The organism is Streptomyces sp. NPDC004435, assembly GCF_042873895.1.
In the GTDB taxonomy this organism is placed as follows: Bacteria; Actinomycetota; Actinomycetes; order Streptomycetales; family Streptomycetaceae; genus Streptomyces.
The window spans coordinates 37472-63757 of the sequence record NZ_JBIAMB010000009.1; the positions used below are offsets into that span (position 1 = coordinate 37472).

General features: G+C 74.9%; 27 protein-coding genes. 13 read left to right on the forward strand and 14 right to left on the reverse strand.

Annotated elements, in window-relative coordinates:
- Window positions 1-31: 31 nt before the first annotated feature.
- Window positions 32-1459 carry a chondroitinase-B domain-containing protein gene (locus tag ACFYT9_RS17875; protein WP_389164751.1) on the reverse strand — a complete coding sequence of 476 codons (1428 nt, stop codon included), beginning with the start codon at window positions 1457-1459 and terminating at the stop codon, window positions 32-34.
- A gap of 99 nt (window positions 1460-1558) precedes the next feature.
- Complete coding sequence (locus ACFYT9_RS17880; RefSeq protein WP_389164754.1) at window positions 1559-5068, reverse strand: hypothetical protein; 3510 nt, start codon at window positions 5066-5068, stop codon at window positions 1559-1561.
- A gap of 143 nt (window positions 5069-5211) precedes the next feature.
- On the opposite strand from ACFYT9_RS17880, the gene ACFYT9_RS17885 reads away from it, so the two are divergent.
- The 7 genes from ACFYT9_RS17885 (at window position 5212) to ACFYT9_RS17915 (ending at window position 11624) form a co-directional block, all read left to right on the forward strand.
- Window positions 5212-6024, forward strand: a complete 813-nt coding sequence (locus tag ACFYT9_RS17885; RefSeq protein ID WP_389164757.1) for an isocitrate lyase/phosphoenolpyruvate mutase family protein — start codon at window positions 5212-5214, stop codon at window positions 6022-6024.
- Between the two features lie 117 nt (window positions 6025-6141).
- The gene (locus ACFYT9_RS17890) at window positions 6142-6693 is read left to right on the forward strand and encodes a GNAT family N-acetyltransferase (protein WP_389164760.1); all 552 of its coding nucleotides are present in this window, start codon (window positions 6142-6144) and stop codon (window positions 6691-6693) included.
- 371 nt (window positions 6694-7064) lie between these two features.
- The gene (locus ACFYT9_RS17895) at window positions 7065-8084 is read left to right on the forward strand and encodes a hypothetical protein (protein WP_389164762.1); all 1020 of its coding nucleotides are present in this window, start codon (window positions 7065-7067) and stop codon (window positions 8082-8084) included.
- Window positions 8085-8094: 10 nt separating this feature from the next.
- Window positions 8095-8997 carry a hypothetical protein gene (locus tag ACFYT9_RS17900; protein WP_389164765.1) on the forward strand — a complete coding sequence of 301 codons (903 nt, stop codon included), beginning with the start codon at window positions 8095-8097 and terminating at the stop codon, window positions 8995-8997.
- A gap of 286 nt (window positions 8998-9283) precedes the next feature.
- Window positions 9284-10699 carry a diacylglycerol/lipid kinase family protein gene (locus ACFYT9_RS17905; RefSeq protein WP_389164767.1) on the forward strand — a complete coding sequence of 472 codons (1416 nt, stop codon included), beginning with the start codon at window positions 9284-9286 and terminating at the stop codon, window positions 10697-10699.
- Window positions 10700-10730: 31 nt separating this feature from the next.
- Window positions 10731-11027, forward strand: a complete 297-nt coding sequence (locus tag ACFYT9_RS17910) for a hypothetical protein (RefSeq protein ID WP_389164769.1) — start codon at window positions 10731-10733, stop codon at window positions 11025-11027.
- A 93-nt stretch (window positions 11028-11120) separates the two neighbouring features.
- Entirely contained in the window at window positions 11121-11624 is a 504-nt protein-coding gene (locus ACFYT9_RS17915; RefSeq protein WP_389164771.1) for a DinB family protein, read from the forward strand.
- On the opposite strand, the gene ACFYT9_RS17920 is transcribed toward ACFYT9_RS17915, so the two are convergent.
- Window positions 11621-12247 (reverse strand): GNAT family N-acetyltransferase, encoded by a 627-nt coding sequence (locus tag ACFYT9_RS17920; RefSeq protein ID WP_389164773.1) that lies wholly within the window; start codon window positions 12245-12247, stop codon window positions 11621-11623. The two genes, ACFYT9_RS17915 and ACFYT9_RS17920, sit on opposite strands and share 4 nt — an antisense overlap.
- 158 nt (window positions 12248-12405) lie before the next feature.
- Between ACFYT9_RS17920 and ACFYT9_RS17925 the strand changes: the two genes are divergently transcribed.
- Window positions 12406-13749: a GH1 family beta-glucosidase gene (locus ACFYT9_RS17925; protein WP_389164776.1), complete on the forward strand. Its 1344-nt coding sequence runs from the start codon at window positions 12406-12408 to the stop codon at window positions 13747-13749.
- Window positions 13746-14987 (forward strand): MFS transporter, encoded by a 1242-nt coding sequence (locus ACFYT9_RS17930; protein ID WP_389164778.1) that lies wholly within the window; start codon window positions 13746-13748, stop codon window positions 14985-14987. Before ACFYT9_RS17925 ends, ACFYT9_RS17930 begins: the two co-directional genes overlap by 4 nt.
- A 9-nt stretch (window positions 14988-14996) precedes the next feature.
- On the opposite strand, the gene ACFYT9_RS17935 is transcribed toward ACFYT9_RS17930, so the two are convergent.
- The 5 genes from ACFYT9_RS17935 to ACFYT9_RS17955 form a co-directional block, all read right to left on the reverse strand.
- Window positions 14997-15560, reverse strand: coding sequence for a GNAT family N-acetyltransferase (locus ACFYT9_RS17935; protein WP_389164780.1), 564 nt, complete (start codon window positions 15558-15560; stop codon window positions 14997-14999).
- A gap of 124 nt (window positions 15561-15684) precedes the next feature.
- Complete coding sequence (locus ACFYT9_RS17940; RefSeq protein WP_389164783.1) at window positions 15685-16764, reverse strand: sensor histidine kinase; 1080 nt, start codon at window positions 16762-16764, stop codon at window positions 15685-15687.
- Window positions 16757-17446, reverse strand: a complete 690-nt coding sequence (locus ACFYT9_RS17945; RefSeq protein ID WP_389164786.1) for a response regulator transcription factor — start codon at window positions 17444-17446, stop codon at window positions 16757-16759. The genes ACFYT9_RS17940 and ACFYT9_RS17945 overlap by 8 nt, the downstream gene beginning before the upstream one ends.
- A 9-nt stretch (window positions 17447-17455) precedes the next feature.
- Window positions 17456-18145, reverse strand: a complete 690-nt coding sequence (locus tag ACFYT9_RS17950; protein WP_389164787.1) for a VanZ family protein — start codon at window positions 18143-18145, stop codon at window positions 17456-17458.
- Window positions 18146-18270: 125 nt separating this feature from the next.
- A complete protein-coding gene (locus tag ACFYT9_RS17955; RefSeq protein WP_389164789.1) occupies window positions 18271-18972 on the reverse strand; it encodes a class I SAM-dependent methyltransferase in 702 nt (233 codons plus the stop codon).
- A 127-nt stretch (window positions 18973-19099) separates the two neighbouring features.
- Here ACFYT9_RS17955 and ACFYT9_RS17960 point away from each other — a divergent pair, with 127 nt between their 5' ends.
- The gene (locus ACFYT9_RS17960) at window positions 19100-19852 is read left to right on the forward strand and encodes an MBL fold metallo-hydrolase (RefSeq protein WP_389164792.1); all 753 of its coding nucleotides are present in this window, start codon (window positions 19100-19102) and stop codon (window positions 19850-19852) included.
- 15 nt (window positions 19853-19867) lie between these two features.
- Here ACFYT9_RS17960 and ACFYT9_RS17965 read toward each other — a convergent pair whose 3' ends face one another.
- Window positions 19868-20377 (reverse strand): MarR family winged helix-turn-helix transcriptional regulator, encoded by a 510-nt coding sequence (locus ACFYT9_RS17965; RefSeq protein ID WP_389164795.1) that lies wholly within the window; start codon window positions 20375-20377, stop codon window positions 19868-19870.
- A 42-nt stretch (window positions 20378-20419) separates the two neighbouring features.
- Here ACFYT9_RS17965 and ACFYT9_RS17970 point away from each other — a divergent pair, with 42 nt between their 5' ends.
- Window positions 20420-21415 carry an EamA family transporter gene (locus ACFYT9_RS17970; RefSeq protein WP_389164798.1) on the forward strand — a complete coding sequence of 332 codons (996 nt, stop codon included), beginning with the start codon at window positions 20420-20422 and terminating at the stop codon, window positions 21413-21415.
- On the opposite strand, the gene ACFYT9_RS17975 is transcribed toward ACFYT9_RS17970, so the two are convergent.
- The 3 genes from ACFYT9_RS17975 to ACFYT9_RS17985 form a co-directional block, all read right to left on the reverse strand.
- Complete coding sequence (locus ACFYT9_RS17975) at window positions 21390-21650, reverse strand: hypothetical protein (RefSeq protein ID WP_389164801.1); 261 nt, start codon at window positions 21648-21650, stop codon at window positions 21390-21392. The two genes, ACFYT9_RS17970 and ACFYT9_RS17975, sit on opposite strands and share 26 nt — an antisense overlap.
- Window positions 21651-21658: 8 nt before the next feature.
- Window positions 21659-21943 carry a hypothetical protein gene (locus tag ACFYT9_RS17980; RefSeq protein WP_389164804.1) on the reverse strand — a complete coding sequence of 95 codons (285 nt, stop codon included), beginning with the start codon at window positions 21941-21943 and terminating at the stop codon, window positions 21659-21661.
- Window positions 21944-22234: 291 nt separating this feature from the next.
- A complete protein-coding gene (locus ACFYT9_RS17985; RefSeq protein WP_389164806.1) occupies window positions 22235-23176 on the reverse strand; it encodes a helix-turn-helix transcriptional regulator in 942 nt (313 codons plus the stop codon).
- Window positions 23177-23312: 136 nt separating this feature from the next.
- Between ACFYT9_RS17985 and ACFYT9_RS17990 the strand changes: the two genes are divergently transcribed.
- Both ACFYT9_RS17990 and ACFYT9_RS17995 read left to right on the forward strand, forming a co-directional pair.
- The gene (locus tag ACFYT9_RS17990; protein ID WP_389164809.1) at window positions 23313-24095 is read left to right on the forward strand and encodes an NAD(P)H-dependent oxidoreductase; all 783 of its coding nucleotides are present in this window, start codon (window positions 23313-23315) and stop codon (window positions 24093-24095) included.
- A 32-nt stretch (window positions 24096-24127) separates the two neighbouring features.
- On the forward strand, window positions 24128-24667 hold the full coding sequence (locus tag ACFYT9_RS17995; RefSeq protein WP_389164811.1) for an HAD domain-containing protein: 540 nt from the start codon (window positions 24128-24130) through the stop codon (window positions 24665-24667).
- 11 nt (window positions 24668-24678) lie between these two features.
- Here ACFYT9_RS17995 and ACFYT9_RS18000 read toward each other — a convergent pair whose 3' ends face one another.
- On the reverse strand, window positions 24679-25332 hold the full coding sequence (locus tag ACFYT9_RS18000; protein WP_376602823.1) for a CoA transferase subunit B: 654 nt from the start codon (window positions 25330-25332) through the stop codon (window positions 24679-24681).
- Window positions 25332-26108 carry a CoA transferase subunit A gene (locus ACFYT9_RS18005; protein WP_376602822.1) on the reverse strand — a complete coding sequence of 259 codons (777 nt, stop codon included), beginning with the start codon at window positions 26106-26108 and terminating at the stop codon, window positions 25332-25334. Before ACFYT9_RS18005 ends, ACFYT9_RS18000 begins: the two co-directional genes overlap by 1 nt.
- Between the last annotated feature and the right edge of the window lie 178 nt (window positions 26109-26286).

Sequence of the window (26286 nt, forward strand, 5' to 3'; positions counted from 1 at the left end):
GCCGGTCGGCACGGGGCCGGTGCCGCCGGGGTCAGGCGGCGTTCGGGCCCACGTCCGACGGGGTCAGCGGGCGGCGGACGGGTGCGAGGGTCGTGTACTCGTCGGCGCCGACGTCCCGGGCGCCGGTGCGGGTGTGCCCATCGGCGTCCTCCGCCACGGTGAGCGAGGCGAGGGTGGCGGCGTCGACGGCGGGGCTGCCGGCGGTGAGGCGGTGCACGCCGTCCGCGTCCTTGCGGAGGAGGGGGTCGACGCGACGGAACCCTCCGGACGGGATCGTGCCGTCGGCGGCCGAGCCCCACAGGATGTTCCCCTGCCAGGTGAAGCCGGTGGCGGCGCCGAGGTTCACCAGGGTGCCGCCGCCGGCGACGAGGATGTTGTCGGCGACGACCACGTCACGCGGTTCGTACGTCCGGTCCTCGCCGGAGAGCGTGGCGGAGTTGCCGACGAGCGTGTTGTGCGCGATGACGGCCCGGTCGCACGCGTCGTTCCCGCGCCGCTGCTCGGTGGTCTCGCCCGCGTGGTGGTCGCGGACGGTGCCGCTGCCGATGACGATGCCGCGGGAGGTCGTCCCCGAGATGTGGTTGTTCACCACGAGGTGGTCGTTGCCGTACAGGCGCACGCCGTTCGCGCCGCCGAGCACGTGGTTGCCCTCGACGGTGGTCGCGTTGCCGTGCCGCAGGACGATGCCGCCCTTGCCGTCGCGGAGGGTGTTGTACCGGATCGTGTTGCCGGAGGACTTGACCGAGATGGCCTCGGGGTCGCCGTCGCAGCGCTCGAAGAGGTTGTACTCGACCACGGCGTCGGCGGTCGACAGGGCGCGGTGGCTGACACCGAGCCGGATCGCCTCGCCGCCGTTGGCGCCGGTGTAGGAGTGGTCGGCGAAGTAGTTCCGGAAGATGTGGGTCCGCTGCGCCATGGCGGTGGTCCCGGGCCCGTCCACGACCAGGAAGATGCCCTGTGAGCTCCGGTGGTGGAAGTAGTTGCGGTCGATCTTGGCGTCGTCGCCCCGGACCGTCACCCAGTCGAGCCCGGCGCTGTCGGCGAGCTTGAAGTCGTTGCGGGTCAGCCGGATCCGGGGACAGTCCGCGGGGACGGCGAGGGTGGTCGTCTGGCGGAAGGCGAAGCCGCTGATCGTGATGTTGCTGGAGCCGGAGAGCACGAAACTCACCGACCCGCTGAGCACGGCGCCGCCGCGACTGGCGGAGACGATGGTGATCGGGGCGCTCGTGGTGCCGTGCTTGCCGGACACGCGGATGCCGGAGGAGGGGACGGTGTACGCGCCGTCGGCCAGGACGACGCGGTCCCCGGGGACGGCGGAGTCGATCGCGCTCTGCAGCGCCGCGATGCTGGTCACGGTCACGGTGCCGGCCGCCGAGGCCGTGCCCTGGGCCAGGGTGGACAGCGGCACGGCCGCGGCCGCGCCCATCAGCGTCCCCTTGAGAAACGTACGTCGTCGCATGGTGCCTCCTGAAGTGGTCGGCCTCCACCCTCGGCGGCGTCCCTGCCGTCTCGCTGACGCCCCGCTAACGCGCCCCCGTCGCCACCCCGCCCGTACGTGTCAGCGCGGGCCGCCCAGGTCGGTCTCGTACGCCGAGTCCCGGACGTCGGGCTCGGGATGGCGGCGCAGGGCCACGACCGCGGCGCGACACGGGTCGGTCCAACTCTGGCGGCGGCCGACGGCGTTCGCGAGGCCGACGGCGAGGAGGCCCGGGGCGAGCCCGCCGTCGTCGCTCAGGAAGCGGACCGCGGCGAGGGCCCCGGTAGCGTCGGCGAGCGGCTCGCCGTATCCGTGCGCCTCTTCGAGGTCCTCGCCCACCCGGGCGGCGAGGACCGGCCGGCCGGACAGCGCGGCGAGCAGTTCGCGCAGCGCCCGCAGGATCTCGGCCTCGGGCGCGGCGAGGTCGAGCGCACGGACGAGGAGCGCCGTACGGGTGGTGGTGACGCGGGGTTCGTCCGCCAGTCGACGGGCCAACTCCGCCTGAGCACGCGGAGCCAGGGAGGTCCTGTCCAGGAGGGAGCGGAGGCGGCGGAGGGCCGGAAGGTCCCCGCCGGGCCCCCCGCCCTCCGGCTCGCCGGCCGCGACGCGGAGCAGCAGCCGTTCCACCACGCCGTCCAGGAGGCTGCCGGGGCCCACGCCCCCGAGCGGGTGGGGAAGGTCCGACCCGGCGAGCTCGGTCAGCCCCTCCCGCACTCGCCAGAGCCCTCTCTGGAATCCCTCCGGCCAGGCCGGGTCGGTGTAGACGTCCGCGAGCGCGGTGCCCGCCGCCGGCGCGTACCCCGCCCAGGCCGCGAGGACGGGCACGGCGTCCTTGGCCGTGTCCGAGTCCGCGAGGAACGGCAGACGGGCCATCAGTCCGCCGAAGCGGGTGCGGTCGGCCGGGGTCAGGTCCGCCGGGTTCACCTCCAGGAGCGTGCGACGCGCCGGCTCAGGGCCGTCGGTGACCGCGGACTCCAGGAGCGCCCACATCGCCGGGGCGGGCAGGAGCGTCACGGCCACGCCGACGACGGTGGCGCGCACGTCCGGGTGGACGCCCGGAGCACGGGCCACGGTCGCGAGGAGCGTGACGGCCGTACGCGAGGGGAGGTGGCGGGCGGCGAGCCGGGCGGCGGCCTTCCGGACGGTGACCTTCACCCCGGTCTCACGGGTCAGGACGTCGTGGAGCAGCGCCGCCACCCGGCTGGGCCGGGCGTGCGAGGCGGCACGGGCGGCGGCGGACCAGGCGGCCGCCGCCCGGTCGTCGGCCGCGTGGTCGAGCAGGGTGCCGAGGGCCGAGGCCGGGTCGTCCGTGCGGGCGGCGGCGTCCAGTGCCGCCTCGGCGAGCGCCCGCTCGGGGGAGCCGGTCGGGACGTCCGGCGCGTCGTCGGGCCCGGCCGGCTCCCGTACCGGGGAGGCGTACCGCCGCAGCAGGGCACGGCCGTGCTCCGGGACCGGGGCGACCGCGCGGAGGACGGCGGCCCGCTCGTCGGTGCCCCGGCCGGGGTCGGCGACGGCGGCGGCCGCCAGCCGGACCGCGGCCTCCTGCTGCCGGGGCAGCCACCGGTCGGCGTACCGGAACGGTGGCAGCGCCCGGGGAGCACCCGCCACCGGGAACCGGCCGCCGGGGGGAGGGGACTCCGCCAGGGCGGCGTCCAGGAGGTCGGTGCGCCCGGCGGCGAGCACGGCGAGCACCGGCGGGAGGAGGGCGGCCGAGGGTTCGCGCGCCAGCAGCTCGGCGACACGGCCGAGTCGGGTCGAGGGATCGGCGAGCCAGGCCGCGGCGACGTCACCGTAGAGCGCGTCCGGACAGAAGGCGAGGGCCTTGCCGAGCCGGTCCTGGAGCTCCGGCACGCGGGAGGCCCGGCGGCCGCAGGAGGTGGCCAGCGCGAGCAGCGGCGCGACATCGCCGCGGGCGGCGCTCCGGTCCAGCCACGGGCCGAGCGCGCCGACCGCGGCGCGCAGCGCCTGGTCGTCCGACACCGCTTCCAGGCAGCCGGGTTCGACCGTCCCCGTGTGCGCGGTGAGCGCCTCCAGGAGGCGGGCGCCGAGGGCCGCCGCGGGACCGCCGCCCGTCCCCGCCGCTCCGGAGAGCAGGGCCGCGGCCAGCGAGCCGATCGCGTCCCGGGTCAGCTCGGAGCAGTCGCGGGAGCCCAGGGCGTCCCGGCACAGTCGCTCCAGGTGCGGGGAAGCCGAGCCGCCCCCGGTGGAGGCGCGGTCGCCGTCGCCGATGGCGCGGACGACCAGGGGCACCGGGAGCAGGGCGAGGCGCGCGAGGACGTCCTGGCGGACCGGGTCCCGCTCGTTGGCCAGTCGGGCGGCGGCCCCGGCGATCGTCTCCGCCAGCCGCTCCGGGTCCCGGGCGTCGCAGGCGTTGAGGAGCAGCAGCTCCCACAGCGTGGCCCGTTCCTCGGCGTCCCCCGTGCCGAGCGCGGCCAGCAGCACGGGGCGGGCCTCCTCGGGCGGCAGCAGCGCGACCAGGCTCCAGCGGTCCGTGGGCAGGTCGTGCCCGGCCGCGACACGTGCGTCCATGTCGTCGAGGGCGGCCCTGGCCCGGGCCCGCCGCTCGGCCGGCGGCAGCAGCGTCAGCAACTCCGTGTGCGCGTGGATGCCGGAGTTCCGGCCGCGCGCGGCGACGACGGCGTCCACGAAGGCGCCCCGGCGCGCCGGCGGCATCAGCCGGAGCAGGGCGGTGAAGACCTGCCGGTGGAACCACCGCACCCCGAGCAGGGGAAGGGACGGCGGATCCGCGGCCACCAGTTGGCGGAGGGCGGCGGGACTTGGGGTCCCCTCCCATCGCCCGGCCGCCCGGTCCGGGCGGACGAGCCACCGCACGACACGTTCGGCGTCCACCGCGACGAGGTCCCCGAGCCGGTCGCCGACGGGACCCGGGAGGGTGTCCGGGCCGTACGTCTCCAGGAGTTCCAGGACGCGCTCCGGTGCGGCGGGCAGCGCCGCGGCCACGCCGGTCGCGTACCGCCGCCACCACTCGTTCCGCAACCTCCTTGTGAGGCAAGCGAGTTGACGCCCGGCCTGGTCGAGGACGAGGACGGGGTGACGGAGCGCCAGCGCTTTCCAGTCCTCGGGCTCCAGCGCCCCCGCCAGTTCGGGCAGCAGCCGGGCGGTGAACTCGGGCGAGCAGCCCGGCAGGAGGCGTACCGCGTCCCGGTCGCCGTACTCCGCGCGGACGCGCACGGCGAGGCGTTCGGCGAGCGCGGGCCGCCGGCCGTCCCGCAGCAGGCGGGCGAGGCCGGCCCGGACCACGGCAGGCGCGTCGCAGTAGGCGGCCTCGACGGCGGCGTCGACGCCCGTGTCCCCCACCGGCCGGCGCCGGGCGTCGCGGAGCGCGTACCGGCGGACCACCGCATCGGTGTCCCCGAGGCGTCCGAGCAGGTGGGCCGTGTCCCCGGCGGCGAACGCCGCCAGCGCCGCCAGCCGCCGCTCGTACGGGCCGAGCGCGTCCAGTTCGTCCAGCAGGGGCCGCAGCAGGCCCTGGCCGGCGAGTCGGTGCGCGGTGACGGCGGTGAACCGCAGCCGCGCCGAGTGGGGGAGAGGTTCGAGAGCGGCGAGCAGTTCGCCGGCGGTGGAGATCATCGTCGGGCATTCTGCCTCAGGGGCCCCGCGAGCCCCAGTGAATTTCGAACCGATGTGCCCACGGGTGGCGCCGGAGGGGACGGATCACGTCGATGTCGGAATTCTGCCGGACAACGCGATCCGCCCCCTGCTTGTCTGAACCCATGATCGACGCAAGCGACACCTCGCTCTTCCGCTCCCTCCACACGCCCGCCCGTCCGCTCGCGCTCGCCAACGTCTGGGACGTGGCGGGCGCCAGGATCGTGGAGGCCGCCGGTGCCCCGGCGATCGCGACCACCAGCGCCGGTGTCGCCTGGTCGCTCGGCGCCCCGGACGGGGACCGCGTCTCGCGGGACCTCGTGCTGGACCTCGTCGCCCGCATCGCGGCGGCGGTCGCCGTCCCGGTCACCGTCGACATCGAGGGCGGCTACGGCCGGACCCCCGCCGAGGTGGCGGACACGGTGGCCCGGCTGGTGGAGGCGGGTGTCGCGGGCGTCAACATCGAGGACGGCACGCGCCCGCCGGAGGACCTCGCCGCGCGGCTGACGGGCGCCCGGGCGGCGGCGGCGCGCGCGGGCGCCGACCTCTTCCTCAACGCCCGCGTCGACACGTACCTGAAGGGGCTCGGCGACCCCGCCACCCGATTCCAGGACACGCTGGACCGGGCACGCTCCTACGTGGACGCCGGCGCGGACGGCGTCTTCGTCCCTGGCGTCACCGACCCCGCCCTGATCAAGGAGCTGGCCGCCGCCCTCCCCGTCCCCCTCAACGTCCTGGCCGGCCCCGGCGCCCCGACGGTGGCCGAACTGGGCGCCCTGGGCGTGGCCCGCGTCAGCCTCGGCTCGGGCGTGGCCCAGGCCGCGTACGCCGTCGCCCGACGCGCGGCGGCCGACCTGCTCGGCACCGGCGGCTACGACTCCCTGCGGGACGGCATCGACTACCCCGAGCTCAACGGCCTCCTCACGCCCTCCGCCTGAGGGCGAGCACGGTGGGGGAGGCCGCGGACGCGGACCCGCACGCGATTCCGGATATCGGACGAACCGATGATCGTCCCGATATGCTGCCTCGTCGCCGAGGCCAGGAAGGAACCGCGCATGAGCACCACCACGACCTCCTCCCCCTTCCCCGAGAGGACCGAGCTGAGAGGGGAAGGTCTCGTCCTGCGGGAGTGGACGGAGTCGGACCTGCCCGCGATGCCGGTCCTGTTCGAGGACCCCGACGTCGCCTACTGGACGCCGATCGTCTCGCCCTTCGACGCGCGGGCGGCCGTCGCACGGCTGGAGCGGGCCCGCAAGCTGCGGGCGGACGGGGAGGCGCTGCTCTTCGCGATCACGGTCGACGGCGGCGCGCCGCTCGGCGAGGGCATGCTGCGGCGCGTCCCGGGAGGCGTGGAGCTCGGATACGCCATCGGCCCCGCCCACCGGGGGCAGGGGCTCGCCGTCCGCGCGGTGCGGGTCATGGCCGCGTTCGCCCGCGCGGAACTGGGCGCGGAGCGGGTGGTCCTGGAGCTGGAGGCGGAGAACACCTCCAGCGTCGCCGTGGCCACCAGGGCCGGCTTCACCCTCCTCGACGTACCCCTGATCGAGGGGCAGGAGAAGGGCCGCCCCTTCGTCCTCCAGACATGGGGCCTGCCGCACGCGTCCTGATCGCCCGCCAGCCCGGCCGTGCGAGGTCGCCGGTTCCTCCCGCTCCTCGCCGACGGCCCCAGCCCCGGCCGTGCGAGGCAGCCGGCCCCTCCCGCTCCTCGCCGACGCCCGCAGCCCCGGCCGCGCCGGGCCGCCGGTTCCTCCCGTACCTCGCCGACGCTCCCGGCCCCGGCCGTGCGAACCTGCCAGGTCTCTCCCGGCCGCCCGCCAACGCCCCGCGACCGTCCAGGAGTCGGCGGGTTCCGCCCCGAGCCGGACGAGATGGTAGAACCGGTCCGGCTGCCCCTCCGCGAGGAGTCGATCAAGGGCGGCTCCGGCGGGTGACCGGCGGACGGGCGGTGCAAGCAGTGCGTGCGGAAAGGGGAACAGACGTGACCGACGGGGGACGGAACCCGTATGACCAGGGGGCCGGCGGCGGGCGTGGAAACGGCTACGGCTACGGTTACGGACACCCCGCCGGCCCGGCCTGGGCGCCGCCCCCGCCTCCTCCCGGCGCGGGCATCCCCCCGCAGCCCGCGTACGCCCCCTCCGCCCTCCGGCGTTCGGGCTGGGTCCGCTTCCGGGAGGGCGACTGGCCCGCCCCCATGAACCTGCTGCGGCGGATACGTCTCCACGGGTGTGCCTGGGCGCTCATGCTGTTCTGCCTCTGGCCTTTCATGCTGTTCGCGCTCTGGTACCCGCTGGCCCGCACGGCGGCCCGGCAGGCCCACCGCCGGTTCCCCGTCCAGGCGTACCCCCGCGTGGTGGACCCGTTCATGAAGCGGGTCCAGGACGCCCGCGCCTGGGCCGCGCTGGCGGCGAGCTTCCTGATCCTCCTCGCCTACGGCACGGGACAGGACCTCGAGGAGCTCCAGGCCCAGTACCTGCTGAGGGTCACGACGACACCCTGGCTGGTGCTCCTCACGGCCCCGCTGATCATCCTGGCGGTGTTCCGCCTCGCGCCCCCGTCGGCCCGCCCCTTCATGCGCTCCCACCTGGGCGCCTCGGGCCGCGCGGCGCTCTGGTACTTCGGCGCGTTCACGGCCGTGCCGCTGCTCTTCGCGACCATGGTGGCGCTGAGCGAGCTCTTCGAGTCCTTCCGTCCGGTGATCACGATCGGCCTCTTGTTCCCGTCGGTCTGGATGCTCAGCTACGTGGTCTTCGCCTCCCTCACCCTCGTCCCCTCCGTCTTCGGCCTCTCCCGCGTCCACGCCGCGCTGCCCGCCCTGGTCACCGGCGTCCTCGTCTGGGAACTGGCCGCCGTCAACCTCGCCTTCTCCGGCATGCCGCCGGGCCCCGTCCCCGTCCAGCTCGCCGCGATCCTGGGCGGCCCCGCCTCGGTCACGGCGCTCGCCTGGTGGGAGCTCAGAAGGCTTCGGGAGCGGTACGGGGTGCGGCTCCGCGCCGCCTAGGGTGACCCGGATGCCCCCGCTTCCCCACGAGGCCCCGTCCCCGGACCGGACCGCGCTGGATCGGCTGGACGCGTACCTGGAGGCCCTCTGGGACGGGACCGCCGAGCCGGGCGCCGGTCCGTTCTCCGGGCCGGGCTCCGAGCCCGGAATCGAGCCCGGAATCGAGCCTGGAGCCGAGGAGCCGGAGCGGTCGCCCGCGGCCGGGGTGGACGACCCGGACGCACTCCACTCCTGGGCCCTCGACCGGCTCAGGCGCCTTCCCCGCACGCCCCGGGACGACTTCGTACGCCGGGTCGGCGGCCTGCTGGCGGAGTTCCGCGGCCGCCGCAGCCCGTGGAACGCGGCCGCGCTGCGCCTGCTGGACGACCCCTACACCTTCGTCGCGGCAGGCCCCCGGCTGCACCGCGACTGGGCGGACGACGTCCGCGCGGTGATGCGCCGGTCCGTCCGTGACCCCCGGGGCTGGATCCGTCTGGACCGCGACCGTCTCGACGACGTCCGCCACACCTTCCCCGACCACCCCTTCGACCCCCTGGCCATCGCCGAACTCCCCGCCCGTCTTCACCCCGTGGGCCTCGACACGGCGGTCGCCGCGCTGGCCGTCATGTCCGAGGAGTGGCAGGCGGAGCCCGCGCCCGTCCGCTCCCGTCCGAGCCCCGACCGCGCCAGGATCCTGGCGGACGCCCGTACCCTCCTCGACCGGTACGGCCCCGCCGCCGGCCTCTGGACCAACGCCACCGCGGCCGCGGACGGCGCGAGCCCCGACTTCGTCGCCGCGGGACTCGCGGGGACCCGCTCGCACCGCTGCGCCACCACCGAGTACGTCAAGGGGCTGGACATCGTCGACGACCTGGGCGTGATCGCGGTGAACGAGGACGAGGTCGGGGTCTTCTGGTCGTTCGGCGCCTGCTGACGGCGGAGCACCGCACCGCAGAGGGGGCTCCGCGGCCTGATGCGGCAGCGGTCGTACGGCGAACGTACGGCGAACGTACGGCGGACGAGGCCACGCGCGGACCGTCCCCGGCCACCTCCCCACGGTGACGCGGCCCCGGCGACCGGCAGGGCGGGGACCGTGTCCGAGGGAACGGCGCGCCGGACGGGCCCTTCATCCGCACGGCCCCGCGGGGATGCCCCGCGCTCCGGAAGTGGGCAGGCTGGTGCCTCGGACCGGCTCACGGGCAGGGCGGGGAGAGGACACCATGATCGAGGCGCGGACGACGGGGCACGGGACGAACCAGGCCGCCCGGCTGCTGGCGAGGCTCGCACTGCTCGCGGCGGTCGGTTCCCTGGTCGTGCTCGGGGTGGCCGTCGGCGAGGGCGGCCTCAAAGTGATCATCGCCGGATTCCTCGGGATCGTGCTCTGCGCCGCCGGCGTGTGGTGGCTGATCGCCCACCGGGGCGCGATGCGGCTGCTCGGGGTGCTCGTCGCCGTCGCGGCGCCCGTCGGCGTCCTCGTCCTCTTCGCCCACGACGGACTCTGGCTGACGGCCCTGGTCCTCGCCCTCTGCTGGGGCGCCGCCCTGGCCTGTGCCCGGGCCGCCCTGCGCAGGTCACGCCCGCCCCGGCCGACACCGGCTGTCCCCGCGACCCCGCCGGTCCGTCCCGTCCTCATCATGAACCCGAAGTCCGGGGGCGGGAAGGTCGGCCGCTTCGGCCTCGTCGAACGGGCGGAAGCCCTCGGCGCGCGCGTCGTCCTGCTCGACCCGTCCGCCCCGGCCGACGTCGCCGCGCTGGCCCGGGAGGCGGTGGCGGACGGCGCGGACCTCCTCGGTGTGGCCGGCGGTGACGGCACGCAGGCGCTGGTGGCGGCGGTGGCGGCCGAGCACGGCCTGCCGTTCCTCGTGGTCTCGGCCGGCACCCGGAACCACTTCGCCATGGACCTCGGCCTCGACCGCTCCGACCCGGCGCGGTGCCTCGACGCGCTGACGGACGGCGAGGAGCTGCGGGTCGACCTCGGCGACGTCGACGGCCGGCCCTTCGTCAACACCGTCTCCTTCGGGGTCTACGCCGACGTCGTCCAGCGCCCCGAGTACCGCGACGACAAGGCCGGTACGGCCCTGGCCGTCATGCCCGACCTGCTCGTCGGCGAAGGCGTGCGGCGACTCGACGCGCGGGTCGACGACACGGAGCTCTCCTCCCAGCAGGCGCTGCTCGTCAGCAACAACCCGTACATCTCGCCGGACGAGCTGAGCGGCGGCGGCCGCCGCCCCCGGCTCGACGACGGCGAGCTGGGCGTGCTCGGCATCCGGGTGGAGGACGCGGCGCAGGCGGCCGACCTGGCCGTGCGGGGCTCGCAGTCCTCGGGCCTGACCGTCCTGTCCGCGCAGCGCGTCGAGGTGACCTCGGAGGAGGCGGAGATCCCGGTGGCGGTGGACGGCGAGGCACTGCGGATGCCCACGCCGGTGGTGTGCACGCTCCGCCCGCTCGCCCTGCGGGTCCTGGTGCCGCGCGACCGCCCCGGCGTCGTCCTCCCCACGCCGCCGGTGCGGTGGCGGCGGATCTTCGACCTGGCCTTCGGACGTACGGTCGCGGGCACCGGCACCCGCGGCAGCACCGGTTCCGGGTCCCGTGCCCGTGGATCGTCCGGCGGGTCCGGCGCCTCTCCGAAGGGGTAGCGCGCGCGGGACCGGCGTCTACCGTACGGACATGACGACCGCGCTCTCCGTCTTCGCCTTCGTGCGCCACACCGACGGCCTCCGCCACCTCTTCACCCGCGACGGGGAGCACCACGGCCGTCCCGCCTACCGCCGGACCGACGGGGCCGTCCGGTGCGTCTGGTCGCCGGGGGAGGGGTGGCACTGCGCGATCGGCGGCGGCCTCGTCACCGCGTATCCGCTCGACGGGCGCGCCGACGGCCCCGAGCCGCCGAGGGGCGTCTGGCGCAGCTTCAAGGACGACCGCTCCTACCTCTACGACCTGCGGGTCCACGACCCGGAGGCGTGACGTGCCGTGAGAAGCGGGGCGCGACCGGGACCCGGACCGGGGCGGCGGAAATTCCCTCGACACCCGTCCCCAAGATCGGGGAGGCTGCGCGCGATGACCAGAATCGACGACACACCGCCCGCGTGGGACGAGCGCAGCCAGCTCACCACGTTCCTCGACTACGCACGTGACACCACCCGCGCCAAGTGCGACGGCGTCTCCGCGGAAGACGCCCGCCGGGCGCTCCTGCCCGGCTCTCCGCTGATGACCATGAGCGGACTTGTGAACCATCTGCGCTGGGTCGAGTACTACTGGTTCCAGGTGGTCTTCCTGGGCCACGAGGACGAGGGTCCCTGGACGGACGAGGACCCCGACCGCGAGATGCGGGTCGCGGTCGACTTCCCCCTCCCGCAGCTCCTCGACGAGTACGCGGAACAGAGCGCCCGTTACCGTGCGCTCGTCGCCGAACACTCCCTCGACACCCGCGCACAGCGCCCCATCAGGGGCGGCGTCCACGTCGACCTGCGCTGGATCCTCCTCCACCTCACGGAGGAGACCGCCCGCCACAACGGCCACCTGGACATCCTGCGCGAAATGCTCGACGGCTCGACCGGCTAGGACCGGTACACGAACCCGTTCAACGGGGCGAGGACCTTCCAGCCGAGCGCTTCGTACAGCCCTCGGCCCGGGAAGGTCGCGCCGAGCACGCCCGAGGCCGCCCCGCGCTCGGCGGCGGCCTCGGTGAGCGCGCCCATGACGAGCGTGCCGAGGCCGCGGCGCCGGTGCGCCGGTTCGGTGACGATCTGGTCGAAGACGCAGGCGTCCCCGGTCAGTCCGGCGAGTCCGGCGGCGGCGAGCTCCCCGCCGGCGCTCAGGACCCGCACGGAGACGACGCCGTCGGCGACCTCGACATCGACGTCGTACCCCTCCGGCGCGCGCACGGGCGCGGGGCGCAGCGCGACGGCCATGAGGAAGCAGGGCTCGACCGGCTCCCAAGCGGGCGTGAACCAGGGCCGCATGGCCTCGGACGTCATGAACGCCTTGACGCACGTGGTGGGTTCGGTGACCGACCCGATGAGCCCGCGTGCGGTCGTGTCATCGGCCCCGAGCAGGACGTGCCGTACCACCTGGGAGGGCCGACCCACCTCGACCCGCAGTCCCCAGGGCACCTCCACCGGCGCCGCCACCCGCCGTGCGACGGCCCACCCCTCCACCCACAACCGCCCCGTCCCCAGCACCACTTGCCCCGCCTCCGCACCCCGCCGTCCGGCCTGCCACCGCACTGTACGTGAGGTCCGTTCGGCACACGGCCCGACCGGACCGGCGGCGAAAGCTGAGGCTTCCCGCGGTCGATTTGCACTTTTCGCACGGGTGTTGACTTCTCTACCGGCCGGTACGGATGATCGCGGCCATGGCTGCTTCCCCGGATGCTCTTCCGAAGTTCCCGCCCGGTTTCCTGTGGGGCGTGTCCACCGCCGCCCATCAGATCGAGGGTGCCGTCTCCGGGCGGTTGCCGTCCGTGTGGGACGCGTTCAGCGCCGAGCCCGGGCGGATCAGGGACGGGTCCACGGCGGAGGTGGCGTGCGACCACGTCGCCCGGTACCGGGAAGACGTGGCGCTCGTGCGGGACCTCGGGGTGGACGCGTACCGCTTCTCGATCTCCTGGCCGCGTGTGCTCGCCCCCGGCGGGCTGGACTTCTACGACCGGCTGGTCGACGAGCTGTGCGCGCAGGGGGTGCGGCCGGTGCCGACCCTCTTCCACTGGGACCTGCCGCTGGCGATCGAGGAGGCGGGCGGCTGGCTGGAGCGCGACACGGCCTCCCGCTTCGCCGCGTACACGCAGACCGTCGCGGAGCGGCTCGGCGACCGCGTGAAGAAGTGGATCACCCTCAACGAGCCCGCCGAGCACACCCTCCTGGGGCACGCGCTCGGCGAGCACGCCCCGGGCCGGAAGCTCCTCTTCGACGCGCTGCCGGTCGCCCACCACCAGCTCCTCGCACACGGCCTCGCCGCCGGCGCCCTGCGCGCGGCCGGCGCGACCGACATCGGCATCGCCAACTCGCACGGACCGACCTGGCCCGCCTCCGCCGAACCGGCCGACGCCGGAGCCGCCGACCTCTACGACATCATCCTCAACCGGCTCTTCTCCGACCCGCTGCTCCTCGGCCGCTACCCGGACGGATTCGGCGAGCTCATGCCCGGCGCCGACGTGGCCGCCGACCTCAAGGTGATCTCCGAGGGCACGCTCGACTGGTACGGGATCAACTACTACCAGCCGACGAAGGTGGGCGCGCCGCGCGCCGAGGACGTGGAGTTCTCCGGCCTCACCCTCCCCGCCGAACTTCCCTTCTCCGTGCGGGAGATCGAGGGGTACCCGGTGACGGACTTCGGCTGGCCCGTCGTCCCGGACGGACTGACCGAACTCCTCACTTCGTTCCGCGACCGGTACGGCGACCGGCTGCCGCCCGTCGTGATCACCGAGAACGGCTGCGCCTACGAAGGCGTCGACGACCAGGCGCGGATCACCTACCTGGACGGGCATCTGCGGTCGCTGCACCGGGCGTTGGAGGCCGGGGTCGACGTCCGCGGCTACTTCGTGTGGTCGCTCGTCGACAACTTCGAGTGGGCCGAGGGGTTCACGAAGCGGTTCGGGCTCGTGCACGTCGACTACGCGACCCAGGAGCGCACGCCGAAGGCGTCGTACGGCTGGCTGCGGGACGCCCTGCGGGCCCAGCGGGCATGACCGCCCTCGCCCTGGAGGAGCCGGCCGAACGGGTCGGACGCGGCTGGACGGCCGCGCTGTCGCTGGCCAACGGCGCGATATGGGTGGGCTGGTACGGGCCGCTGCAGATCCTGCTCGCCCAGCAGGCCGAGAGCTTCGCGCCCGGCTCCGGACTGTCGAAGGAGTCGCTGCTCGCCTGGGTGACCGGCGTCGGCGCCGTGGTGTCCCTGGCCGCGAACCCGCTGTTCGGGGCGCTGTCGGACCGCACCGTGTCCCGCCACGGGCGGCGCACGCCGTGGATCGTGGCGGGCGCGGCCGGCGGCGCGCTCTCCCTGCTGCTGCTCGGGTCCGCGGACGCGGTCTGGGTGCTCTTCGCCGGCTGGTGCCTGGTGCAGCTGACGCTGAACGCGGCCTTCGCCGCCGTCACCGCCGCCGTGCCGGACCGGGTGCCGCGCGGTCAGCGGGGCGTCGTGGGCGGCTGGCTGGGCGCCGCGCAGATCCTCGGCGTGGTCGCCGGCACGGGCCTCGCGACGGCCGTCGGCGGGATCGGCGCCGGGTACGTGGCCTGCGCCGTGTTCACGCTGGTGGGCGTGGCCCCGTACGTGCTCCGCCATCCGGACCTGCGGCTCGCCGTCGCCGACCGGCCCGCCTGGTCCTGGCGGCGCTTCGCGGCCGGGTTCTGGCTGAGCCCGCGCGCGTACCCCGACCTCGCCTGGGCCTGGCTGACCCGTTTCCTCATCAACCTGAGCAACGCGCTCGTCCTGCTCTACCTCTTCTACTACCTGCGTGACCGGCTGCACCATCCCGATCCGGGGACCGGGGTCCTGATCCTGACCGCGGTCAACGGCGTCACCCTCCTCGCCACCGTGGTGGCAGGCGGGGTCTGGTCGGACCGCATCGGACGGCGCAAGCCGTTCGTCCTGTGGTCCGGCGTCCTGATGGCCGTGGCGACCGGGATGCTCGCGGGGTGGCAGACGTGGAACGGGGCGCTCGTCGCCGCCGCTCTCCTCGGAATCGGTTTCGGCGTCTTCACCTCCGTCGACTTCGCGCTGATGACGGACGTCCTGCCGACCGCCCACGACCGCGGCAAGGACCTCGGCGTCATCAACGTGGCCAACGCCCTGCCCCAGGTGGCCGCCCCCGCCCTGGCCGCCCCGCTCGTTAACCACCTGGGCGGCTACCGGGCGCTGTACCTGGTGTCCGCCGCACTGGGGCTGGCCGGTGCGGTCCTGGTCCGGCGGATCAGGGGAGTGGACTGACGACCGGAACTAGGCTGCGCGCCGTTTGTGGAGATGGCCGTCGAGGGGGAAGTCGGGAGGGGTGGCGGGCAGCGTGCGGTCGTAGGCGTAGCCGCACTTCTCCGCGACGCGGCAGGACGCCTCGTTGTCCATCTGGTGGAGGGCTTCGAGCCACAGCAGGCCGTCGTCGACGAAGGTGTCCACGGCCCACGTGGTGAGGGCGGCCAGGGCGCGGGGGGCCACGCCCCGGCCCCGGGCGCGGGCCGCCGTCCAGTAGCCCACCTCGGCGGTGGGGCTGCCGGGGGCGAGGTCCTTGAGGACGGTGCCGCCGACGAGGAGCGGAGGCGTGCCGTCCCCCGTCACCTCCAGGACGGCGAAGGCGAACCGCAGGCCCCCTGCCCAGTCCCGCTCCTGTTCCTGGATCCAGCGCGCGCCCTCGTCCTCGCGCTCGAACGACAGGCTCGTCCAGCGGCGGAGGGCGGGGTCTCCGGAGATCCCCACCAGGGCGGTGGCGTCCTCCGCGCACCAGGGCCGGAGAACGAGCGCCGGAGCGTGCGGAGTCGGGTCCACGTGGAGCGTCACAGGTGCCTGCATCGCTCGATCGTACGCGGCACCCTGCCCGCCGACCGGATGGTCCGTCGGCGTGAACGACCGCCGGCCGCACCGGCGGACCGGGCCGCAGTCTCTCCCGCGCGTCGGGCGGCAGGACCGTCAGGCATCACGGCGCGTCGGGCAGCAGGACCGTCACCAGGAGACCGCCGGCGGGGCGGGGGAGCAGGGTGAGCGTGCCGCCGTGGGCGCGGACGATGCTGTGGACGAGCGCCAGGCCGAGGCCCACGCCCGCGTGCTCGCCGGTGCGGACGCGTTCCGTCCCCCGCTGGAAGGGCTCGGTGAGGGTCGGCACCAGTTCCGGAGGGAGCGGGGCGCCCGAGTTCTCGACCCGGACCTCGCTGACGCCGTCCCGCGCCTCGGTGTGGACCGTGACGGTGCCGCCGGACGGCAGGTTGTGCACGACCGCGTTCTGGACCAGGTTCGTCACCATCCGCAGGAGCAGCTCGGGGGAGCCGGCGGTCCAGGCCGCCCCGCCCGTCACGTCGAGCGCGATCCCGCGCCGCTCGGCGAGGGGGAGCAGCGTCTCGGCGGCCTCCTCGGCGACGAGGGAGAGGTCGACGCGTTCGCGGCCGACGGGTCCGCGTTCGCTGCGGCCGAGCAGCAGCAGCGCCTCGGTGAGATCGATCGCGCGGGTGTTGGCGGTGCGCAGGCGCGCGAGGAGTTCGTCGCGGTCCCGGGAGGGATCCTCGCGGGCGAGGTCGAGCAGCGCCTGCGTGACGGCGAGCGGGGTGCGCAGCTCGTGGGAGGCGTTCGCGGCGAACCGCCGCTGCTCCGCGACGTGCGACTCCAGCCGGTCGAGCATGGAGTCGAAGGCGTCGGCGAGTTCGTGGAACTCGTCCTGCCGGCCCTCCATCCGGATCCGGTGGGAGAGCGAGCCTGTCCCGGTCGTCCGCGCCGCGGCCGTGATCCGGGTGAGCGGCGCCAGCATCCGGCCCGCGAGCAGCCACCCGCCGACGAGGCCGAACACGAGCAGGAAGCCCATCGCCACCGCCGCCGCGGGTGCGAAGGTCCGCACCAGCAGGTAGCGGTTGGGCGACACCCCGAGGAGGCCCTGGGAGTTGTCGGGGACGTACCGCAGCAGGAAACCCCACACCACCGCCAGCAGGAGGGCGCCCGCGACGGTCAGGAAACCGGCGTAGCTGAGGGTGAGTCTCAGCCGGACGCTGAGGCCCGGGCGCCTACCCACCCGAAGGGTCCGAGTCCGGCAGGCCGAGGTCGATGCGGTAGCCGACCCCCGGCACGGTGGCGATGATCCACGGCTCGCCCAGCCGCTTGCGCAGGGCGGAGACGGTGATGCGGACGGCGTTGGTGAACGGGTCGGCGTTCTCGTCCCACGCCCGGGCCAGCAGCTCCTCGGCGCTCACGACCCCGCCCTCGGCGGCGACCAGGACGTCGAGCACCGCGAACTGCTTGCGGGTCAGCGCCACGTACCGCCCGTCGCGGAAGACCTCCCGGCGGAACGGATCGACGCGCAGACCGGCCAGCTCGCGGACCGGGGGCCGCGCGTACGCGCGCCTGCGGTCGAGCGCCCGCAGGCGCATCACCAGCTCCCGCAGCTCGAACGGCTTGGTCAGGTAGTCGTCGGCGCCGAGCGCGAATCCGGACGCCTTGTCGTCGATGCGGTCGGCGGCGGTGAGCATGAGGATCGGGATGCCACTGCCGGACGCCACGATCCGGCGGGCGACCTCGTCGCCCGACGGCCCCGGGATGTCGCGGTCGAGCACGGCCAGGTCGTAGGCGTGGACGGCGAGCAGCTCCAGGGCGGCGTCGCCGTCGCCGGCGACGTCGGCGGCGATCGCCTCCAGCCGGAGACCGTCACGGACGGCCTCGGCCAGGTCGGGCTCGTCCTCCACGATCAGTACGCGCATGGCCGAAGCCTAGGCAACACGAGAGGGCGCCGGTGGACGCGGCGTCGTGCGTCGCCACCAGCGGCGGGACGCGAGCCCGGCCAGGGCGGCGCCGGCGGCGTTGACGAGGACGTCGTCCACGGAGGACACCCGGTCCAGCCGCAGGACGTACTGCGCGGTCTCGATCAGGACCGAGCAGCCCGCCCCGAGCGCCAGGATCCGCGGCACCGACGCCACGGCCGCGTACCGCATCGGCGCGAAGAAGCCGAGCGAGGCGAGGACCAGCAGATTGCCGCCGATGCCGAGCGGGCCCATGGTGACCAGATCCCGCAGCGGTACGAGGCTCACCCGAGGCGGCGCCACCCCGGCGCCGCCGCCCGGCATGAGCGTCAGCCACAGGAACGGCACTGTCCCGTGCACCATGCCCACCTCGGCCAGCGACCTCCGCCACGGGTCCGCGACCCCGATGCCTCGCCGCACGCGCGCCAGGCTCCACGCCACCAGCAGCGCGACCGGCACCGTGACCAGCGTCATGAGCACCACGCCGTTGAACGTGCCGAGGCAGCGGTCCCACCGCCCCGACACGCACGCCGGCGCGGACATCAGGAGCGGCCCGCGCAGCGTGTACAGGGCCCCCGCCACGCCCAGGACCGCCAGGCCCGCGAGCAGGGTCCCGCGGGCGCGCTGGAGCTGATCCGGCAGTACGGAGTCGTCGTTCATGCCCTCATGGGACACGGCCGGCGGTTGCGTCGGCGTATCGGCTTCTCGATACGCCGACGATATGCGCGGCGATATACGCGGAGCCCTCCCGCGGAGCCCTCCCGCGGCGCCGGACGCGGTGTGCGTCAGCGCAGGCGGCGGGCCCGCAGCACGATGTCGTGGTGGTGGTGCGCGCCGGCGCCGCCCTCGGGCACCACGCGGGGACGCTCCTCGTCCACCTCCACCCGCCAGTCGTCGCCGAGCAGCGTGGAGACCATCGAGGGCCGGACGTAGTCCGCGGGGTCGAACGCGCTGTCCCGCTCCGCGTGGTGCTCGTCCATGCCCGCGTGGTGGACGACCAGCAGCACGCCGCCGGGGGCGACGGCCGCGAGCAGCGCGTGCTCGGCCGTGGCCCCGGGGGTGCGGAGGAGCGCCGGGTACTGGGCGGAGACCAGGTCGAAGGAGCCCGGCGGGAGCGCCGCGTCGGTCAGCCCGGCGTGGACCCAGCGCACCTCCGCACCGGCGTCCCGCGCGTGGACGACGGCCCGCCGCAGCGCTACGCCCGAGACCTCCAGGGCGGTGACGTCCCAGCCGGCGCGGGCGAGCCAGATGGCGTCCGCCCCCTCGCCGCAGCCGACGTCGAGCACCCGGCCGGGGGAGAGGTCGGCGACCTCCGCGACCAGCGCCCCGTTGGGCTGCCCGCTCCACAGCTGCTCCCGCTCGGAGTAGAGCGCGTCCCAGTCGTCGCGCACGGCGGGATCCCCGACGTAGCCGTCGGCGAACGGAGGAGTGTCGGAGGACGGGAGACGGTCGGCGGCGGGGGCGTCTGTGACGATGTCATCGGGCATGGCCCCACCGTCGCCCAGCCCTCCGCGCCCGGGCCAGTCCTCTTGCCGAAACGGCAAATCGGGCTCATCGCACAGGTCCGGGTCGCGAGCCCGACAGGATCCCGAAGAACCGGCCTAGGGTCGGTCCATGACCGACGACGCGCTGCGGATCACCGTGCTCGGCTCCGCCACCCCGTTCCCCCGGCCGGGGAACGCCTGTTCCGGCTATCTCGTCGAGGGCGGTGGCGCCCGGGTGTGGGTGGACGCCGGCAGCGGCACGCTCGGAGAGCTCCAGAGACACGCCGGCCTCGGCGAGATCGACGCGATCTGGATCTCCCACCTGCACGCCGATCACAGCGCGGACCTGCTCACCGCCTACTACGGCCTGCTGTACGCCGATCTCGAACTCACCCTGCCCGTACCCCTCTTCGGGCCGCCCGGCACGGCCGACCGGCTGGCGGGCTTCCTCACCAACGGCCCCGAGCGAAGCCCCGTGGAGCGGGCCTTCGCCTTCGGGGAGCTGACCGACGGGCACGTCGCCGGCGTCGGCGGACTCATCCTGCGGGCGCGGGCCGTCGAGCACGGCATGCCCGCCTTCGCACTCCGCGTCGAGGACGCCCGCGGCCGCTCGCTCGTCTACTCGGGCGACTGCGAGCCCTGTCCGGCGCTCGTCGAACTCGGCCGGGACTGCGACCTCTTCGTCTGCGAGGCCGACGGGGAGAGCGCCGGACACCACTCGGCCGCCCAGGCCGGGCGGAGCGCCGCCCTGGCGGGAGCCCGGCGGCTCGTCGTGACCCACGTGGGACCCGGGACGGAGCCCGCCGAGGCGGTCGCGGGGGCCGCCGCCGAGTTCCCGGGGGAGGTCCGGCACGCCGACCCCGGCGCGTGCTTCACGGTCTGAGGTGCCGGGCTCCCCTCACGGCCCGGGCTCCAGGCGGCCGAGCCAGGCCGCGAGGAGGGGCTCCAGGGCCTCGGCCTCGGCGGGTGTCAGCAGGTCGAGGAGCCGGCGTTCGTTGTGCATGTGGTCGGTGAAGGCGCGGTCGATCAGCTCGCGGCCGGGGCCGGTGAGGGCGACGATACGGCCGCGCTGGTCGTCGTCCGCGCGGCGGCGGGCGACGAGACCGGCGCGCTCCAGCCGGTCGATGCGCTTGGTCATCGCGCCCGTCGTGACCATGGTGTGCGCGGCGAGCTCGCCGGGGGCGCGCTCGAAGGGGGCGCCGGCCCGGCGCAGGGCGCACAGGACGTCGAACTCCCCCTCGCCGAGCCCGTACCGGTCGTAGACGAGGCGCAGCTCGCCGGCGAGGCGGTCGGCCAGCCGGTGCAGGCGGCCGATGACTCCCTGGGGGGAGACGTCGAGGTCGGGGCGTTCGCGGCGCCAGTCGGCCTGGATGCGGGCCACGCGGTCCCGTGGGGGCGGATCGTCCATGACCGGCATCATAGCTTCCATGGAAGATATATATTGGCTTCCATGGAAGCCAATCGCTGGGCCGTGCTGACCGCCGTCGCGCCGGTGGCCTGGGGGGCGAACTACTTCGTCACCCACGAGTTCCTGCCCGCGGACAGCCCGCTGTACGGCGCCGCCCTCCGCGCGCTGCCCGCCGGAGCCGTCCTGCTGGCCCTGTCGAGGAAGCGGCCCCGCGGCGACTGGTGGTGGCGCTCGGCCGTCCTCGGACTGCTCAACGTCAGCCTGTTCTTCGTCCTCGTCTACGCCGCCTCCCAGCTGCTGCCGACGAGCGTCGCCTCCACGGTCATGGCGGTGTCGCCGCTGGCGATGATGCTCATCGCGTGGGCCCTGATCGCGGAGCGCCCCGGCGTCGCCCACCTGGCCGGGGCCGTCGTCGGTCTGACGGGAGTGGCCCTCATGCTGCTCACCGGGGCAGGCACCGTCAGCACGGGCGGCATCCTCGCCTCCGTCGCCGCCATGCTCGTCTCGGCCTTCGGCCACATCCTCGCGAAACGGTGGAGCACCGACGTCGACGTGCTCGCCTCGACCGCCTGGCAGCTCACCGCCGGCGGACTCCTGCTGTTCCCGGTCGCCGCGGTCGTGGAGGGCGCGCCGCCCGGGCTCTCCCCCTCGGCGCTCCTCGCCTTCGCCTACGTCTCGCTGGTCGCGACCGCCCTGGCCTTCACCGTCTGGTTCGCCGGACTGCGGCACCTGCCCGCCGCGACCGTGGGCCTGCTCGGGCTGCTCAACCCGGTGACGGGCGTCCTGCTGGGCGTGGCGGTCGCCGGGGAGTCGCTGACCCTCCAGCAGCTCGGCGGCCTGGGCCTCGTCCTCTGCGGAGTCCTCCTCGGCAGACCGGCGAGGGCCGGGCACCGACGCGGCGAACGCGCCCCCGAGCCACCCGCTGCCCCTGAGCCACTCTCCGCCCCCGAGCCACCCGCCCCCTCCGGGCCGCCCTCCGCCCACGACCCCCGCCCGCTTCCGGGGCCACGGCCTACCGGCCGGCCTCCAGCCAGGTGACGCGGGTGAAGGTCACCGCCTCCGGGTCCCCGGTGAACCACTCGACCAGCACGGGGTGGCCGGGGACGTCGAGGTCGTACACATCGCCCCACTGGTCGGTGGGGCTCGCACCGGGCGGCACGGTCCCGCGCTCGTGCGCCTCGGCGACGGCGCTCAGGACGCGGACCGTGGCGGCGAACACCTCGGGCGCCCGGGCGGACATGGCCGAGAGGACCGCGGCGGCCTGATCGGTCAAGCCGTGGCTCACCGGGCCCGGCCGAGCGAGGCGAGGACCGCCTCCAGCGGCGCGACCCCGCCGCGCTCGCCGGTCCGCAGCGAGGCCGCCCGCTCGCGGTCGGCGTCCGTCCGCCGGGTGTCGGCGACGGCCCGCAGATGCCAGCGGTCCATCACCGCCAACTGCTCGGCCCCGGCCTGCGCCGCCAGCAGCTCCTCCAGGAACGGCCCCTTGCGGCCCGGTGCGAGCGCGGCCGCGATCCCGTTCGCGGTACGGGGGATGCCGGGCGCGGCGGGACGGGGCAGCACACTCACGACACGCTCTCCTTCCGTGCGTCCGGACCTTTCTGACCGAGCGTCGGTTCCACGGTAGACCAGGCGGCTGCCGCACGGGGGAGACACGGAGGTGGCCCCCGAGGGCGGTCTCCACAAGGTCGCGCCCCCGCGTGCGGGACGGACGGGTCCCACGCCCCACAGGCCTCAGCGCCATCCCGGCCACGCCCCCGCGTGCGGGACGGACGCCGATCCGGAGGGAGGCCGGGACGAGCCACCCGAAGCCGATCGGTCCCGCCACGCCCGGCGAGCGGCCCGGATGAACCGGACGGATCACACCGGCGGCACCTGCCCCGCCGGGCGGCCCGGCCGGGAGGCGGTGGCCGGCTCGCCGCGGGTGGCCGGCTCCCGGGGGGCGGCCGCCTCGCCGGGGTTGGTCGGCTCGCCGGGGGTGGCCGGCTCGCCCGGGGTGGTCGGGGCCAGGCCCGCGAGCAGCCGCAGGCCGTCCTCGGCGGGGCTGCCGGGGGCCGCGGACAGCACCAGCAGCTCCCTGCCCGATCCGTCCGGCAGCGCGAAGTTCTCCTGGTGCAGCTCCAGCGGCCCGACGAGCGGGTGCCGGAACGCCTTGCGGCCGTGCGTTCGGGCGCGGACGTCCGCACGCGCCCACAGCCGGCGGAAACGCTCGCTGCCCATGGCCAGTTCGCCGACGAGAGAGGCCAGGCGGGGGTCGTCCGGGTACTTCCCGGCGGCCAGACGCAGATGCCCGACCACGTCCAGGGTGCACGTCTCCCAGTCCGCGTAGAGCCCGCGCTCGTCCTCGTCCAGGAAGATGTGCCGGGCGCTGTTCAGGCCGGCCACCGGACGCCCGTACAGCAGCCCGGCCATGCGGTTGCCGGCCAGCACGTCCAGCCGGTGGTCCATGATCAGCGCCGGTGAGGCCGTCACCAGGTCCAGGACGCGCAGCAGTTCGGGCCGCACCCGCCCGCCCGGCGCCTTCGCCCGGCGGCGGCGCTGCCGCGCGAGCCGGTACAGGTGCCCGCGCTCGGTCTCGTCCAGGCCGAGGACCCGGGCGAGCGCGTCGAGGACCTGCTCGGACGGCTGCGTCGCCCGCCCCTGCTCGAGCCGTACGTAGTAGTCGACGCTGACGCCGGACAGGTGCGCCACCTCTTCGCGGCGCAGCCCCTCGACCCGCCGCCGGCTGTCCGTCGGAATGCCGGCGCCGGCCGGGTCGACCCGGGCACGCCGGGTCCGCAGGAAGCCCGCGAGATCGTCCATGGCTCCAGTATCGGCCCCGCCGCCGCTCCCAGGGTGGCCCTGCCGGTACCAGGAAGACCGTTCCGACGGTACGGGCGCCCCTGAACGACGACGGCCGTCGCGGCCAGACTCGGGCCATCCGACCTGAGGAGCCCCCATGAAGACGCTGATCGTCCACGCCCACCCGGAGCCGAACTCCCTCAACGGCTCGCTGAAGGACCTCGCGGTCGCCACCCTGGAGGGCGCCGGGCACGAGGTGCGCGTCAGCGACCTGTACGCGATGAACTGGAAGGCCACGGTGGACGCCGCGGACTACGGCCCCGACGCGTCGAAGCCGCTGAAGGTCGCCCGGGACTCGGGCCGGGCCTTCGAGGCCGGCCGGCTCACCCCGGACGTCCTCGCCGAACAGGAGAAGCTGCTCTGGGCCGACACGATCGTCTTCCAGTTCCCGCTCTGGTGGTACACCATGCCCGCGATCCTCAAGGGCTGGGTCGACCGGGTCTTCACCCACCGCTTCGCCTACGGCGTCGGCCCGCACGACGAGACCCGCTACGGCGAACGCTTCGGCGAGGGCACCCTCGCGGGCAGGAAGGCCCTCCTGTCGGTGACCGTCGGCGGCCCCGCGTCGCACTACGCGGCCCGCGGCATCAACGGCCCCATCGACGACCTGCTGTTCCCCATCCACCACGGGATCCTCTACTACCCGGGCATCGAGCCGCTGCCGCCGTTCGTGCTGTACGGCAGCGACCGCATGTCCGCCGAGGAGTACGAGACGGCCGCCGAGGCGTTTCGGCAGAGGCTGCTGACCCTGGAATCGACCGAGCCGATCCCGTACCGCCGCCAGAACTTCGGCGACTACGAGATCCCCTCACTGCACCTCAAGCCGGGCCTGGAACCCGAGGGCCGCACCGGCTTCTCCCTCCACGTCCGGAAGGCCTGACCCGCCCGCCCCGGCCGTTATCCTCGTCCGCTGTGACCGGCTCCGAGCGGCTTCCGCTCCTCTTCCTCGACGTCGACGGCCCGCTGATCCCGTTCGGCGCCGAGCCCGGGCGGTATCCGACCTTCGCACCGGCCTCGCACCCGCTCCACGGGGCCGATGTGAACCCGCTCCTCGCGAGGATCGACCCGGCGCACGGAGCCCGGCTCGCCGCACTGCCCTGCGAACTGGTCTGGGCGACCACGTGGATGGACGACGCGAACGAGTGCGTCGCCCCGGTGCTCGGCCTGCCGCCGCTCGCCGTCGTCGCCTGGCCGGAGCCGTCCGACGCCGACGCCGAGGACGACCGGCGCGAGGGACTCCACTGGAAGACCCGGCCGCTCGTCGACCTGGCGGCGGGACGGCCGTTCGTCTGGATCGACGACGAGCTCACCGACCGGGACCGGAGCTGGGTCGGCGCCCACCACCGGGGCCACGCCCTGCTCCTGCGGGTGGACGCCCGCGTCGGCCTCACGGACGCCGACTACGCGACGTGCGGCGCGTGGCTGCGCCGGGAAGGGGACCGGCCGGCCTGAGCGGGGGACCGTCAGGCCGGAGCCGCGACGGCCCGCGGTACGTGGAGGGGCGCCGCGGTGGCCGCGACGACCTCCTCGACGGTGACGCCGGGGGCCAGTTCGGCCAGGACGAAGCCGTCGGGGGTGACGTCCACGACGGCGAGATCGGTGATCACGCGCTGGACGACCGCACGGCCCGTCAGCGGCAGACCGCACGTCTCGACCAGCTTCGGCGTGCCGTCCTTCGCGGTGTGCTCCATGAGGACGACGACCCGCCCGGCGCCGTGGACGAGGTCCATCGCCCCGCCCATGCCCTTGACCATCTTGCCGGGGATCATCCAGTTGGCGAGGTCGCCCGCCGACGACACCTGCATGGCGCCGAGCACCGCCGTGTCGATGTGCCCGCCGCGGATCATCCCGAAGGACAGGGCCGAATCGAAGAAGGAGGCGCCGGGCAGCGTCGTCACCGTCTCCTTGCCCGCGTTGACGAGGTCCGCGTCGAGTTCGTCCTCGGTGGGGTACGGGCCCACGCCGAGGATGCCGTTCTCGGACTGGAGCACGACCTCGACGCCCGGCGGGAGGTGGTTGGGGATGAGCGTGGGAAGCCCGATGCCGAGGTTCACGTAACTGCCGTCGGTGAGTTCCCGGGCGGCGCGGGCCGCCATCTGCTCGCGGGTCAGGGCCATCACACGTCGCCTTCCTGTCGGACGGTACGGCGCTCGACGCGCCGCTCCGCGGCCGGGTCGCCGGGCGTCACCCGGACCACGCGCTGGACGAACACGCCGGGCAGGTGGACCTCGTCGGGGTCGAGCTCGCCCGGCTCGACGAGGTGGTCGACCTCGGCGATCGTGACCCGCCCGGCCATCGCGGCCAGCGGGTTGAAGTTCCGGGCCGAGGAGCGGAACACGAGGTTGCCGTGCCGGTCGCCGACGGTCGCCCGGACCAGCGCGAAGTCCGTCGTGATGCCCTCCTCCAGCAGGTACGGGCGGCCGCCGAACTCCCGCGTCTCCTTCGGCGGGGACGCCACCGCCACGCCGCCGTCCGCCGCGTACCGCCACGGCAGCCCGCCCTCGCCGACCTGCGTCCCCGTGCCCGCCGGGGTGTAGAAGGCCGGGATGCCCGAGCCGCCGGCCCGCAGCCGCTCCGCCAGCGTCCCCTGCGGGACGAGTTCGACCTCCAGCTCGCCGCTCAGGTACTGCCGGGCGAACTCCTTGTTCTCGCCCACGTACGAACTCGTCATCCGGGAGATCTGTCCCGCCGCGAGCAGCAGGCCGAGCCCCCAGTCGTCGACGCCGCAGTTGTTCGACACGATCCTCAGACCGTCGACCCCCCGCTGCCACAGGGCGTCGATCAGCGTGCCGGGTATCCCGCACAGCCCGAAGCCGCCCACCGCGAGGGAGGCGCCGCCGGAGATGTCGGCCACCGCCTCCGCCGCGCTCGCGACCGTCTTGTCCAGACCCATACGGACCCTTTCCCTCGGGCGACCGGGCGACCCCGCAGGTCAGCGCCGGTGGCCGATACGACCGATGGGCAGCGAGCCTAGGCAGCGGCCGCAGGGCCCGCCCATGGCTGCCGTCCACACACCGAGCCCGGGGGACATGGTGACGACCACCTCCCCCGGTGGACACCGCCGTCCCGGA